This window comes from Vibrio sp. 1580, from assembly GCF_033340055.1.
This window is the reverse complement of record NZ_JAWOVT010000001.1, coordinates 41,529-54,879: the sequence shown is the minus strand read 5'-3', so window position 1 is coordinate 54,879 and position 13,351 is coordinate 41,529. Positions and strand designations below refer to the sequence as shown.

The window sequence follows — 13,351 nt, the reverse complement described above, 5'->3', positions numbered from 1 at the left end:
AAAAGACTATGCTAACCTTTTGCAGTTCGTTTTGTAATTATTAAGGGATATTCTTTGCTACTCGACCTAGTTATTCAAAGTGTTAATGATTTTCAAGACGACTGTCTTAAGCTGTGTGAAAAGCATTACCCTGCGGTGCATAACCAAGGCATGAGTGAGCATCATCTTGGTCTCGCGTTTTCAAGAAGGATGGAACATACTTTTCGTCACTTTGGATACAACTGCGTGATAAAGCCAATCGAAGTGTTGGATTATCCAGACCTTCCCCATCACTATCGAATTTCATCCGACATTGGCACTGTCTGGGTTCTGAGTCACCATATGGTCAGTGCAGGAAAATCTTGCCGGGAAAACTTACTCTCATCAATTACGGAATGGCAGAGTGAATATGGCTATGCCTTACAGCCTAATGACCTACTCTTTTTGGTTTGCGATCATTGGATAAGTCGCAGCAAAACGAGCCGAGAATTACTTCATTGGTGGATGGGTGAACTACCCGATCAGATCAACGAATACACAGAACAAGGAATCACACTGTACACCAGCGAGTCGCAACTCACGCAATCTTTGGACACTCGATTCGGTATTAGCCCTTGTTACATTAAGTTTGGGCATCCTTTACGGCGTTCGAACAAACAGCAGTTAGTCAGAAAATATTTGCAGTTGTATGCCGTACTGCAATGGTAGCATCAAATTGAAGTGCTGAGATTATCAATTATTTCATCAATTTGTTTGATATCACTCGACAAACCTACCCATCCATTACCATCGTTCTTGCTTGAGTTAATGAGCACACTTAGATTCATTGCCAATGAAATAGAAAAATTAGCGCGATAACGCTGATGTTGAGACATTGATTTAGGTTGTGGTAACAATGATGAGCATCTCGCAACTACTTAGTTGCATCCGGAAAGAAGCCGACGGGCAGTACATTGCGAAATACGCGAACTTCACTCTCCGCAGTGTCTTTCAACCCATATATAAGAACGATATTTCCATCGTTGGCCTTGAAGCACTGGTAAGAATTAGCAATGCCAATGGCACCATGGTTAGGCCAGATCAGTTTTTCCAATCCAAAGCGACTCCCACTCAAGATTTGCTCAATGTTGAACGCTTAAGTCGCCTAATCCATATCAAAAATTTCTCTCAGTCTCGCTTTCACACAAAACAATTGTTTCTCAATGTATTACCGGTAGCGGCAGAGATACTAGTCAAAGACATCACTTATAACCGACTGCTAAAACAAACCATTTATGAATCGCATTTGATGAATGAACAAATCGTCATGGAGTTACTTGAATTGAAGGTGGAGGATGAAGTCTCTTTGTCTCAAGCTGCTCGGGAGTTAAGTCTTGAAGGATTTAAATTAGCGATTGACGATTATGGCGTCAATGCATCGACAACTGAGCGAGTGAGAAGCGTTTGCCCAGATATAATCAAGATGGATCGCTCTTTATTGCTAAGGTATGAAAACGGTGATTTTAAAGCGCTTAACGATGCATTATCACTCGCAAAAGCGTTATGCTCTAAAACCGTTATCGAAGGAATTGAAACCGAGCATCAACTTCGCTTAATGAAAAAGCTCGGTTTCGATATGTACCAAGGGTACCTACTTGCTATCCCCCAAACGTTAGACGTCTATGAAGAGGCAAAAACAGCCTGACTATGTAAGAACAAAAGTTTGCGCGGTTTAGCGAGAGCTACGTGATTTACCACGATTCTTATGAATCGCCAATTTTGCTTTTAGCTTACGCTTCTCAGATGAACGACTACGACGACGCCCATTTTTTTCAGGCTCAACTTCTTCTACAAGACTTGGTTCGAAACCTGCCAGCCATTCTTGGGGTAAGCGTTGATCAAGCAGATTCTCGATAGCTTGCAACAAGTACTCCTCATCTCTACTCATCAGAGAAACCGCCAAACCTGACTTTCCAGCTCTTCCAGTGCGGCCAATTCGATGGACATAATCTTCTGCTTTGAATGGCATATCAAAGTTCACGACTTGTTCTAGCTCTTGAATATCTAACCCTCGTGCTGCCACATCGGTTGCAATCAAAGCACGCACCTTACCTTGTTTAAATTCATCCAAAGCTCTTTGGCGGGCGCCTTGTGATTTATCGCCGTTGATAGAAACCGCTTTGATGCCATCTAACTTGAGCTCTTTCGCTAACTCATCACTGCCTTGCTTCGTTTTTGTAAATACAAGCACTTGCTGCCAATTCCGCGAGCCAATTAAGTACGCTAGCAATTCACGTTTCCGTTTTTTATCCACTGGATAAACCATTTGTGTTACCGTTTCAGCAGTCGTATTTGCTGGTGAAACTTCGACTTCAACTGGCGATTCCATGAGTTTATACGCAATAGTTTTGATTCGCTTCTCAAATGTCGCAGAGAACAATAGGATCTGTTTCTCAGCAGGCAAACGTCGGAAGATGCGCTGCAAGTCAGGCCAAAATCCCATATCTAACATACGGTCGGCTTCGTCTAACACGAGCATATCGGTTTTAGAGATGTTTACGTTACCATTAAACAGGTGATCCAAAAGGCGGCCTGGCGTGGCAATCAAAATATCAGCGCCCTCTTCTAACTTTCTCTTTTGTACGCCAATGCTTGTACCACCATAAACACACACAATGCGAAGTTCTGTTTCTGCCGAGTACTGATTCAAATTATCAAATACCTGCTGTGCAAGCTCGCGTGTTGGAACCAAAATCAATGCTTGAGGTGTGCCGTTAAGTTTCTTTTGCTGAACGGTTTGTATGATAGGTAAACCAAACGCAGCCGTTTTTCCCGTACCAGTTTGTGCAGCAGCAAGTAAGTTTTTTCCTGCAAGGACGTGTGGAATTGACTTTTCTTGCACTGGTGTTGGCGTCACGATATTTAGATTGCCTAGCGTCTCGATTAGCTTTTGTTCGATGCCTAAATCAGCAAAATTAACAGACATGTGTAACCTCATTATTTTTGGAGCGCAGAGTTTACCAGAGCCCCTAAAGCCATACTACTTTTCTATCTCATTGAGTTGAGTCATTAAGCTGTTGCTGAAAATCATACGACTGGCGCAAAACATCTCGATAAAGTGACGAGAACTTCTCTTCTAATTCGGTGTAATCACTTTCAATCACTTTAAATGTTGTAATTAAGTCTGCCATTCTAGGACTTCTTTGCGACATCCGATGTAGTGCAAATTCTATATTGTCTAGATCTTGATAGGATTGAAGCCATCGGCCATGCCACATCCTACTGTGGAGCACCAAAAAACGTGGCGGCAAATGTTCATGAACCTCTCGGTTTACTCTCTCGTATGCCGTTTGTACAAAGTGTTCGAGAGGCACGGAATGAAAGTCGTTCCAGTGTTTTGCGAGGCAATGATCCCAAAACATATCCAAAGCGATAGGTGCAAAACGTCGCGCAACACCAGTGAAATGAGGCTTACATTCGTTGACGATTGGATGATGGTCAGTAATACGGTCAACAAATCTATGTAATCTGATGCCATTTGAGATATCGCGATCATACAGCTTGCTTGGATCTCCTTTTACGAAGTCTCCAAGCAAGTTTCCCAATAAATGGCTGTTACTGTGATCTGCGATATGCAGGTGGGCTAGAAAGTTCATTCGACGCCAGTTTTGGCCTCTAGGGCTTGGTGTGACATGAACCTAGTATAACGTCAATTACGACGAGATGAGAGTGTTCCGCTATTCGGCTTCGTTGTCTGAGCCAACGTATTCCGACAAGATAATGCCAATTTCAAGCGCATCTAGCAGCTCTAGGCTCTCATCGTTTTGGTATTGGTCGCTCATTGTGACCTCCTTTATTTTAAGCTCTCTTGCTTTTACTTGCTGACGGGCTGGCTCTTGCCATATCCACATCAGCAACTCCTTTTTATAGTCTTTATATGACACATTCATGACAGCGAGAAGTAAAGATTTAAAAACCTATGAGCATAATCAAAAGTAAACGATTGCAATTAGGTTTCATATCCACTTAACACTTTAGAGAAATGACTCTTTTATCAACATTCATGTCAATTTAAAGATATAACATACTGTTATAGGCGCCCTTAGATCTCATTTCTTAAACTAAATTTAGTGTTCGTTACATATTTTGCTGATTAACTTCGCATATTTTGTTTCGATATAGCAATAGATTTGGTCAATATCTTTTATCTCTAATGGAGCTTTAAATGAGAGAAGTTGAGTTTAGAACGATAGACAGGCTGTTTATCAAGATGTCTATCAACGACAAAATGTGGGTTATATTCCTACTATTTTTAGTAGCCCTCACTTCAGTGGCTGGAAGCCGCTACTTCAATGAAATACAACAATTTGAGCAGCAAGCCATCTCGGCGAGCGAAGCGAAGCTTTCTGGTATCGTTGATGCTCAATCAAACCGCGCTACAGAAATTGACGGCGTATCGAAATCGAACCGCGTAAGCGAGAGTTCTTTTGTCGATGGGTCTGTCACCGCTTATGCCAAGTTGCATTCTGGGGAAGTGATTAAGCTGACTCAAAATGTGTCCACACAATACGAATCGTTAAAATCATCAGCTCTATCGTCACTATTACTCAGCTTCTTATGGGTTATTCCTTTTGCCCTATTCTCTTACTGGGTGGCAACGTTTATCGGAGGAGCTCTGTGGGTTTTATATACAACAACCGAAAAAATTGGTGACGGTGACTTAACCTCTCGTCTTGGTTTCCATCCAGGTCGAGATGAATTCGGTACCATCGGCTGTGCGCTAGACAAGTCTATGGATACCTTAAGTGAACTGGTTAATAGTGTTAAAAATAATGCAACGATGTTGAGCGAGACATCTTCTGCATTCGAAAAAGATATGCAGTTGAGTGAAACCCAGATATCTCATCAATATCAAACGCTTGATTCAGTCGCGACGGCAATGGAAGAAATGACAGCCTCTGCAAAGGAGGTATCAAGTATTTCTCAACAAGCAACGACGCAGTCAGATCAAGATGCCCAGAAGATCGAACTAAGCAGAAGCCGTGTACAAAACGTGATTGGCGAGATAGAGACGTTATCTAGCTATATTGAACAAGCCTCTACGTCAGTAACCAATTTAAACGAGAATACGACGCAGATTAATGACGTGATCACAACGATTAACGCCATTTCAGAACAAACTAATCTGTTGGCACTAAACGCAGCAATCGAAGCAGCCCGTGCTGGTGAACAAGGTCGTGGATTTGCAGTGGTTGCCGATGAAGTACGTACATTAGCAAGCAGAACTCAACAGGCAACAGTAGAGATCCAAGCCATGATTGAGAAGCTTCAAATTGAGAGCCAGAACATTGCTTCAATCACCAACCGAACCGTTCAGCAAGCTCAAACCAGCAGCCAGCTTATTGATGAAATCGGCCATGATGTTACCTCTATTGCCGAGTCAGCACGCTCATTAATGGACATGAGCATTCAGATTTCCACATCTGCTGAAGAACAAAGCGCAGTTGCTAACGATATTGCATCGGAACTTTCAGAAATTCGTAGTCAATCAAGCACAATCAGAGAAGTGGCGGAGCAATCTACCGCTGGCGTCGCTAATCTCACGCAGGCCTCCGTTTCTCTTGGTGAGATATTACAACGCTACCGCACCGCATAACATTGTGGAACTTATGATCAACAAGGGCTCCTTAAGGAGCCCTTTTCTTTAAACCGTGTTCAACTATTACCTTCGGTATTTTCTACGACATCCAAGTGGATATTTGAAGTGAATCTCAAGTTCTCGCTGTACCGAATGAAATAATGTTCTTAAACAAAGCGTTCCGCTATGCTTGATCTTGCCAATTCCAATTTGCTGCTGGAAAACAATATGAATAATTACAAAGACACAAAAGACATAGAGAACCTGAATTGTCCACTCTGCCAAGGAGATGAATATCTCATTTCATCGGATGGCGAGAAATTCACATGCGCTGCTTGCGGATTTCATACAAAAAACTTCTCATCTATCCAATGTCTACATCAAACGCCTTACCTACAGTCTAAACTTAAGCACATCCACAGCTTAAGTCCGGTTTGCCATTAATAGGTCAAACAGAGCAGCCACACAGCTGCTCTTTTAATTCATCTAAATGATGGATGCGAATTACACGCTCGTCATCAACACGATTGATAGCTTCACCATTAAATAACTGCACCGTTTTGATACCGGCGTTTAGTCCCGCCTCAACTCCTTTAGGAGTGTCATCAATATAAAGACAGTCACTTGGTAAAAAGCCCATGCTCATAGCACTGTACATGATTAAATCGGGCTCAGGCTTCCAACTATTCGCATCGAATGCCGAGAACACTTTCCCTCGGAAAGCATCGAGTAAACCGGTTAACTCCAAAGCGTATTCAATTTTATCTTTAGGTCCATTAGACGCCACACAATATTCGATATTATGCGAATCCAAAAACTGAATTAATCGTTTTGCGCCATCCATCGGCTGTAAGTGACGCACAAAAAGAGACTGGACTTCTTCTCGGTATTGCGGCTCTAAAACATCAATTGGGACTTTGATATCTTTCAATTCTTTAGTATCTAAAAGGATGTCAGCGAGCTTTCCTCCTTTAAAGTGAGAAACGCACTCTTCCATCGTTAACTCAGCCCCATGCTGGTTAAATACATTGACGAGCGCTTGGCAACACAGTCTTTCGCTGTCGACCAACGTACCATCACAGTCAAATATCACGCACTTAATATTGGTAATTGCCATAGCCATCTCCAGACGTCTTAAAGGCTCAAGCCCAAGCTGATTTTAAGAATGTTTGGATTAATCTTATTTGAGTTTGGGATTGTTGAAACGACGAGCTTGGCATTTCATGGAAATAGAAGGGAGCAATTACAGTTTTTCTAAGCAAGATCACCCAACGTCATCTTGCTTTACTTTTTATGCACATTGATGTGTAAATTAGTCTTCGATAACCACTGAGTCTAACAGTTTTTGCTCGGTGCTTAGTCTTTTAGCCAGATCAGCCACAAACGAGCTTTTGTATTTTGATTCAGAAACAGCAACATCAGAGATGAGTGTATTTCCTTCGAGATGGCTAACAATAGCAGCACCAATTGGGACTCCAGATTTAAAACCAACATATAATTCAAAATCTGGTGTGAGGATAATCTGTGTCAGATATTCAATGATCATATCTTTATCATACTGCTGTTCCCAGCGCTGAGATTGCAAGATAGAGAACATAATGGTCAGTCGATGAAAATCGACCAGAAAAATATCGTCGGGGTTAAATTCAGAGTCACTTTCCAGTAGTGTGTCTTTGTCGACTACTTGATACGTTGCTTTTTCTAGCGTTTTGAAATAGACATCGCGCCCTTTCAAACTCTCTGGTGTCGGAAATTCAACTTCGACCAGATCATACAGCCATGTATTTTTACGCTCGATACTGGCTAACTGTTGTTCATTCATCTTGATACCTTCGTTTAGAGCAGTACATTAGCATGAAGCCCGCAACAAACCTAGCGCACATAGACCTTTCCGTGGCTAAATTTTGTTTTAGGTGCAAACCTCTGATAGATTTCATCAATATCTTTCCTAGTTAAGGACAAAAATAATGAAAAAGATGCTGTTAAGTGCATTGCTTGCTACTACTCTAGTTGGTTGTTCAGATAACGATGTTGCTGACGTGGGGCTCGGTTGGTTTACTTTGAAAGACATCAAAGTCGGTGAGTTGAAAGACGAGGTGGTAACAGGTGTCACATGTCACATCGCCTCTATCGAAGCGGATTTCAGCTTAGCAGATCCAAGTGATAGCTCAATATCATGTCGTCAGACTGGCGAAATCACACCGGAAATGATTGCAAAAATAGATAAGAGTAAGTCCGGTGAAATTGTATTTAAGAAGTCAAAAAGCATTTTCTTCAAAACAATGAAGGTTCGCCGTATTTATGATGCCGATAACCAAACCTTACTCTACTTGTCTTATACAACAAAAGAGACCGATGGTAGTTTTAAGCATAGCCTCTCGACAGTCCCACTTTGGGGTACCAAGGCTTACGTTGAGCCAACTGAAGTGAAAAAGTAACGCGGGTAAATTTAGTTAGCGCGGAGCAGGCTCTTTCCGGGCGCTGCTGAGCAACAAGTTTAAAAAAACAACCCATTGCAATACGACAAGCGTCATAAGCTGCAGCTGCTTTGGTTGCTATTTACTCAGCTCGCTGATTTTTTCAGCGAGCAGACTTCTTTGTAATAAATCGCCACGATTTTCATTTTTTTGTGATACAATCCCGCCTCTTTTTTTTCTCACTCAAGAACAAGCATGAAGTTTCCTGGTCAGCGTAAATCTAAACACTACTTCCCAACTCACGCTCGAGATCCATTAGTAAACCAAATCCGACAGGCACCTAAGCTATATCGCCCAACTATTGTTGGTGTCGGTCAAACCATTGTAGATATCGAAGCACGTGTAGATGACGCGTTTTTAGAGAAATACAACCTGAGTAAAGGACATTCGCTCGTTCTTGAAGAAAGCAAAGCAGATGCACTTTACGAAGAACTGGTTGAGCAAGGCCTGATCACACACCAATACCCAGGTGACACGATTGGCAATACTCTTCACAACTACTCAGTTTTAGCCGATAGCAAATCCGTTTTGCTCGGTGTGATGTCTAAGAACATTCAAGTCGGTTCTTTTGCTTACCGCTACCTTTGCCGTACGTCTTCACGCATGAACCTTAACCATTTACAAACGGTAGATGGCCCTATTGGTCGCTGCTACACCCTAATTTCTCAAGACGGTGAGCGTACATTTGCTATCAACGAAGGTCATATGAATCAACTACTTCCGGAAAGCATTCCTGAAGAGATCTTTGAGAAAGCATCAGCCCTGGTTGTTTCTTCTTACCTAATGCGTGGTAAAGAAGAAGATCCAATGCCTAAAGCGGTACAAAGAGCGATCGACTTTGCTAAGAAGCACGATGTCCCTGTTGTACTTACGTTAGGGACGAAGTACGTTATCGAAGGCAACGCACAGTGGTGGCAAGAATACATTCGCGAAAACATTTCTGTTGTCGCTATGAATGAAGAAGAAGGTGCGGCGCTAACAGGTGAAACAGAGCCGCTAGCTGCTGCTGATAAAGCACTTGAATGGGTTGATCTCGTACTGTGTACGGCAGGACCAAATGGTCTGTACATGGCTGGTTACACCGACGAGAAAGTAAAACGAGAAACCACACACGACATCCTTGAAAGCTCCCTCGAAGCCTTTAACCAGTACGAGTTTAGTCGTGCGATGCGTAAAGAAGACTGTCAAAACCCAATGAAGGTCTACTCTCACATCGGCCCTTACCTTGGTGGACCATTAGAGATTAAGAACACTAATGGTGCAGGTGATGCAGCCCTTTCAGCCTTACTGCATGACATGGCAGCAAACTCTTTCCACCAAAAAGAAGTGCCTAACTCAGAAAAGCACGAAGTACGATGCTTAACCTACTCCTCGCTTTCTCAGATCTGTAAATACGCAAACCGAGTAAGCTATGAAGTGTTGACGCAGCACTCTCCTCGCCTATCGCGAGCGCTTCCTGAACGAGAAGATAGCTTAGAAGAGACTTATTGGGATCGTTAAAACGACAGCTTTAAAGCTGAAAATATATCAAGGCCACCATTTGGTGGCCTTTTTGTTTTTATCTAGCACTGTAACGAGTAGATTTTGTTAGTATGTCGCACAATACGAAGCAGTAAACTCTTTACAAGCCTAACCGAAACAGTACCATCACCAAGCAGACCTTTGCCTCACAATAATACTCGTTATAACTCAGGTAGTTTTTCAACGCTACCTGTGTGCCACTTTGGGGATTCTCCATGCAGTCAGATATCGAAATTTGCCGAAACACACCACTTTCTTCTATTGATGTTATCGCGGAAAAAGTAGGACTATTGCCCGAAGAGTATGACACTCACGGGAAGCACAAAGCCAAAGTCCACCCAAAATGTTTGGAACGACTCAAAGCAAATGATGACGGTAAACTTGTACTCGTCACTGCGATCACGCCGACTCCTCTTGGCGAAGGAAAAACCGTTACGACGATAGGATTGGCGCAAGGTTTAGCAAAGCTTAATCAATCTGTTATTGCATGTATAAGGCAACCTTCGATGGGACCCGTCTTCGGTATTAAAGGTGGCGCAGCGGGCGGTGGTTATTCTCAAGTAGCTCCAATGGAAGAGTTAAACTTACACCTTACTGGTGACATTCACGCAGTGACAGCGGCGCACAACCTTGCTTCAGCCGCTCTTGACGCTCGCTTGTTCCATGAGCAACGCGAAGGTTATGATGCCTTTGAAGCACGTACCGGGTTAAGAGCACTTAAAATCGACACGGCCAGTATTACTTGGAAACGAGTGATGGACCATAATGATCGTGCACTACGTAAAGTCAAAATTGGCCTCAATGATGCAGGAAAAACCATCAATGGTTTCGAGCGTGACGAAGGGTTCGATATTTCAGCCGCTTCCGAGTTAATGGCTATCATTGCACTAGCCAAAGATTTAAAAGATTTACGTCAACGTATCGGGAAAATTGTCGTAGCGTACGATTTGAACGGAAACCCCGTCACTACGGAAGATCTACAAGTTGCAGGAGCAATGGCAGTAACACTAAAAGAGGCGATTGCACCAACACTGATGCAAACTCTAGAAGGTGTTCCTACGTTGATCCATGCAGGTCCATTTGCAAACATCGCCCATGGAAATTCATCCATTATCGCGGACGATATTGCGCTAAAACTATCAGGTTACACGGTAACTGAAGCCGGTTTTGGTTCGGATATGGGATTCGAGAAAGCGTGTAACATTAAAGCTGCTGCCGCCAACAAAGCCCCGGACTGTGTAGTGATCGTAGCAACATTACGCGGCCTCAAAGCGAATTCTGGACACTACGATTTACGACCAGGTATGGCTATTCCAGATTCCATTTTTAATCCGGACCAAGCAGCATTGGAGGCTGGGTTTGAAAATTTAAAATGGCACATAAATAACGTTCATAAATACGGTTTACCTGCTGTCGTTGCCATTAATCAGTTTCCACAAGATTGTGTGAAAGAGCTTAAAGCTCTTGAAGATCTGATTCACCAATTTAATCCCGAAGTTAAAGTAGCCATCAGCACCGCTTTTTCGCAAGGCGGACAAGGCGCAACGGAACTAGCTCAACATGTTATTGATGCGTGTACCACGCCTGTAGAGTTTTGTCCGTTATACAACAAAGAGCAATCATTACTCGAAAAGCTCATGGCAGTATGTGAAGGGGGCTATGGCGCAACCAATATAGAAATGACTCCTATCGCGACTGAACAGCTCAACCATTTTGAAAATCTAGGTTTTAACAACTTAGCGGTTTGCATCGCGAAGACACCATTATCGATAACCACAGACTCCGCAGTCAAAGGCGCACCAACTGGTTTTACCGTCCCAATCCGCGAGCTGCGCTTGTGTGCGGGCGCAGGATTCGTTTATGCATTATCTGGTACCGTGATGACGATGCCAGGCTTACCTGATAAACCCGCATTTATGAACTTAGATCTTGATGATGGAGGAAATATCGTCGGTCTCTCTTAGTGCAGTGATAACGTATCGCTATCAGTGAAGTGAGCATATTCATTGAGTGAGTGGTCTACTTACCTATCCACTCACTCTCAACAACTGTGAAAAGAGTTGTCTCAGGCCTTCTACTCTTGAATCGTTGATACAAAGCTCTCCTGCCTTACATCAACACGCCTGTTTTAGACCTTTAGAGTTAAGACGCTAACCCTAAGCCTTGTTTGGCCATAGTTATTAAGCTAGAAAACCCTATTTATCTTCTTGTTTTGTCGCCACTTTACATTGTAAATCCATACTTGTTGACTTCTCCTTTCTACAATTTTGCGCCAATTTGATGCACGGGCTATTTAGCGCTTCACTAATATGGTGCAGTTGTCTTACAGTGAAATTTTAACCTCCTTGATTTTTAAGGAGATATTCTATGGCTCGATTCTTGTAGTAGACTTTTCACTAATAAGCACATTAGCACATGCTTTTCAAAACCTCTGCGTTGCATACCACCTCCTTCAGGTTAGCACCGTTTTGATGCATGTCAGAAAAGGGAAAGGGAATACTATGGAAGACGCACTCGCCGTAATTTTAGCAGGAGGGATGGGGTCTAGACTCAGCCCACTCACCGATGACAGAACCAAGCCAGCCGTGCCTTTTGGCGGAAAATATAGAATTATAGATTTCACACTAACCAATTGTTTACATTCGGGTTTACGCAAGATCCTTGTTTTAACCCAATATAAATCTCATTCACTTCAAAAACACTTACGAGACGGCTGGTCGATATTCAATCCAGAGCTAGGCGAGTACATCACTGCTGTTCCGCCACAAATGCGCAAAGGTGGTGCATGGTATGAAGGAACCGCCGATGCGATTTATCACAACATGTGGTTGCTATCGCGAAATGATGCAAAGTATGTGGTTGTGTTATCCGGCGATCATATCTATCGAATGGACTACGCCGCAATGCTTGAAGAGCATAAAGAGAAAGGTGCTAAGCTCACCGTTGCCTGTATGGATGTCCCCGTAGAGGATGCTTCAGCATTCGGTGTAATGGGCACCGCAGAAAACGGGCTCGTTACTTCGTTTATAGAGAAACCTGAAACCCCTCCTACCCTTCCAGGAAGCACGACCAGAAGCCTCGTTTCTATGGGAATATATATCTTTGATATGGATGTTTTGAAAGAAGCGCTTGAAGAAGACTCAAAACTCGATTCATCAAGCCATGACTTCGGAAAAGACATCATACCTAAGCTGATTGATACAGAATCCGTTTACGCTTATCAATTCTGTGGCAGTAAAGGGCGCGTCGATAAAGATTGCTATTGGCGCGACGTGGGTACCATTGATTCCTTCTATGAAGCGAATATGGATCTACTAGAACCTGTGCCGCCAATGAACCTTTATCAGTCTAATTGGGCGATTCGTACTTACGAGCCGCAGTTTCCACCAGCTCGTACTGTATCGTCGGCTACGGGTAATGAAGGTATTTTTATTAACTCCATCATTGCTACCGGTGTCATCAATTCCGGCGGCTCAGTACAGCACTCCATTATTTCTTCTAATGTACGCATCCAAGACAGTGCAACGGTAGTCGATTCCATAATTTTTGATGACGTGGAAGTCGGTGAAGGAAGTCAGTTGGTCAACTGCATAGTTGATAAACATGTTCGTATTCCGCCACATACTCAAATTGGCATCAACAAACTTGAAGATGCGAAGCGATTTAAAATCTCAGACAAAGGTATTGTCGTCATACCTGAAAGTTACCAATTCGATTAAACGACAAACTATCACAACAAAAAAGCGCACGATAATCA

The 13,351-nt window shown here is 42.9% G+C and carries 12 protein-coding genes; 7 read left to right on the top strand and 5 right to left on the bottom strand.

Annotated features, from left to right (window positions below):
• Positions 1 to 54: 54 nt before the first annotated feature.
• Together R7093_RS00230 and R7093_RS00225 are read left to right on the top strand one after the other, a co-directional pair.
• The gene (locus tag R7093_RS00230; RefSeq protein ID WP_047103576.1) at positions 55 to 687 is read left to right on the top strand and encodes a hypothetical protein; all 633 of its coding nucleotides are present in this window, start codon (positions 55 to 57) and stop codon (positions 685 to 687) included.
• A 187-nt stretch (positions 688 to 874) separates the two neighbouring features.
• Complete coding sequence (locus R7093_RS00225) at positions 875 to 1,663, top strand: EAL domain-containing protein (RefSeq protein WP_047103574.1); 789 nt, start codon at positions 875 to 877, stop codon at positions 1,661 to 1,663.
• Between the two features lie 27 nt (positions 1,664 to 1,690).
• Here R7093_RS00225 and R7093_RS00220 read toward each other — a convergent pair whose 3' ends face one another.
• From R7093_RS00220 to R7093_RS00210, 3 genes are all read right to left on the bottom strand, one after another.
• Positions 1,691 to 2,944 carry a DEAD/DEAH box helicase gene (locus tag R7093_RS00220; RefSeq protein ID WP_318146445.1) on the bottom strand — a complete coding sequence of 418 codons (1,254 nt, stop codon included), beginning with the start codon at positions 2,942 to 2,944 and terminating at the stop codon, positions 1,691 to 1,693.
• A gap of 67 nt (positions 2,945 to 3,011) precedes the next feature.
• Positions 3,012 to 3,614 (bottom strand): ACP phosphodiesterase, encoded by a 603-nt coding sequence (locus tag R7093_RS00215; RefSeq protein WP_017820947.1) that lies wholly within the window; start codon positions 3,612 to 3,614, stop codon positions 3,012 to 3,014.
• A gap of 81 nt (positions 3,615 to 3,695) precedes the next feature.
• Entirely contained in the window at positions 3,696 to 3,869 is a 174-nt protein-coding gene (locus R7093_RS00210) for a hypothetical protein (RefSeq protein WP_162488831.1), read from the bottom strand.
• Positions 3,870 to 4,183: 314 nt separating this feature from the next.
• On the opposite strand from R7093_RS00210, the gene R7093_RS00205 reads away from it, so the two are divergent.
• Entirely contained in the window at positions 4,184 to 5,614 is a 1,431-nt protein-coding gene (locus tag R7093_RS00205) for a methyl-accepting chemotaxis protein (RefSeq protein ID WP_005376380.1), read from the top strand.
• A 430-nt stretch (positions 5,615 to 6,044) separates the two neighbouring features.
• On the opposite strand, the gene R7093_RS00200 is transcribed toward R7093_RS00205, so the two are convergent.
• Together R7093_RS00200 and R7093_RS00195 are read right to left on the bottom strand one after the other, a co-directional pair.
• Positions 6,045 to 6,713, bottom strand: a complete 669-nt coding sequence (locus R7093_RS00200; protein ID WP_047103569.1) for an HAD-IA family hydrolase — start codon at positions 6,711 to 6,713, stop codon at positions 6,045 to 6,047.
• Positions 6,714 to 6,908: 195 nt separating this feature from the next.
• A complete protein-coding gene (locus R7093_RS00195) occupies positions 6,909 to 7,418 on the bottom strand; it encodes a hypothetical protein (protein WP_005386088.1) in 510 nt (169 codons plus the stop codon).
• A gap of 145 nt (positions 7,419 to 7,563) precedes the next feature.
• Between R7093_RS00195 and R7093_RS00190 the strand changes: the two genes are divergently transcribed.
• From R7093_RS00190 to glgC, 4 genes are all read left to right on the top strand, one after another.
• A complete protein-coding gene (locus R7093_RS00190) occupies positions 7,564 to 8,034 on the top strand; it encodes a CreA family protein (RefSeq protein ID WP_005397614.1) in 471 nt (156 codons plus the stop codon).
• Between the two features lie 234 nt (positions 8,035 to 8,268).
• A complete protein-coding gene (locus tag R7093_RS00185; RefSeq protein WP_005376376.1) occupies positions 8,269 to 9,573 on the top strand; it encodes an inosine/guanosine kinase in 1,305 nt (434 codons plus the stop codon).
• A gap of 236 nt (positions 9,574 to 9,809) precedes the next feature.
• The gene (locus R7093_RS00180) at positions 9,810 to 11,558 is read left to right on the top strand and encodes a formate--tetrahydrofolate ligase (RefSeq protein WP_042520819.1); all 1,749 of its coding nucleotides are present in this window, start codon (positions 9,810 to 9,812) and stop codon (positions 11,556 to 11,558) included.
• Positions 11,559 to 12,095: 537 nt separating this feature from the next.
• On the top strand, positions 12,096 to 13,313 hold the full coding sequence (glgC, locus tag R7093_RS00175) for a glucose-1-phosphate adenylyltransferase (protein ID WP_017820952.1): 1,218 nt from the start codon (positions 12,096 to 12,098) through the stop codon (positions 13,311 to 13,313).
• Positions 13,314 to 13,351: the final 38 nt, after the last annotated feature.

Excerpts from the sequence above, each read along its gene's own strand:
- R7093_RS00210 (WP_162488831.1), bottom strand. The coding sequence starts at position 3,869 with ATGTGGATATGGCAAGAGCCAGCCCGTCAGCAAGTAAAAGCAAGAGAG.
- R7093_RS00225 (WP_047103574.1), top strand. The coding sequence starts at position 875 with ATGATGAGCATCTCGCAACTACTTAGTTGCATCCGGAAAGAAGCCGAC.
- R7093_RS00205 (WP_005376380.1), top strand. The coding sequence starts at position 4,184 with ATGAGAGAAGTTGAGTTTAGAACGATAGACAGGCTGTTTATCAAGATG.
- R7093_RS00180 (WP_042520819.1), top strand. The coding sequence starts at position 9,810 with ATGCAGTCAGATATCGAAATTTGCCGAAACACACCACTTTCTTCTATT.
- R7093_RS00215 (WP_017820947.1), bottom strand. The coding sequence starts at position 3,614 with ATGAACTTTCTAGCCCACCTGCATATCGCAGATCACAGTAACAGCCAT.
- R7093_RS00200 (WP_047103569.1), bottom strand. The coding sequence starts at position 6,713 with ATGGCAATTACCAATATTAAGTGCGTGATATTTGACTGTGATGGTACG.
- R7093_RS00220 (WP_318146445.1), bottom strand. The coding sequence starts at position 2,944 with ATGTCTGTTAATTTTGCTGATTTAGGCATCGAACAAAAGCTAATCGAG.
- glgC (WP_017820952.1), top strand. The coding sequence starts at position 12,096 with ATGGAAGACGCACTCGCCGTAATTTTAGCAGGAGGGATGGGGTCTAGA.
- R7093_RS00185 (WP_005376376.1), top strand. The coding sequence starts at position 8,269 with ATGAAGTTTCCTGGTCAGCGTAAATCTAAACACTACTTCCCAACTCAC.
- R7093_RS00195 (WP_005386088.1), bottom strand. The coding sequence starts at position 7,418 with ATGAATGAACAACAGTTAGCCAGTATCGAGCGTAAAAATACATGGCTG.
- R7093_RS00190 (WP_005397614.1), top strand. The coding sequence starts at position 7,564 with ATGAAAAAGATGCTGTTAAGTGCATTGCTTGCTACTACTCTAGTTGGT.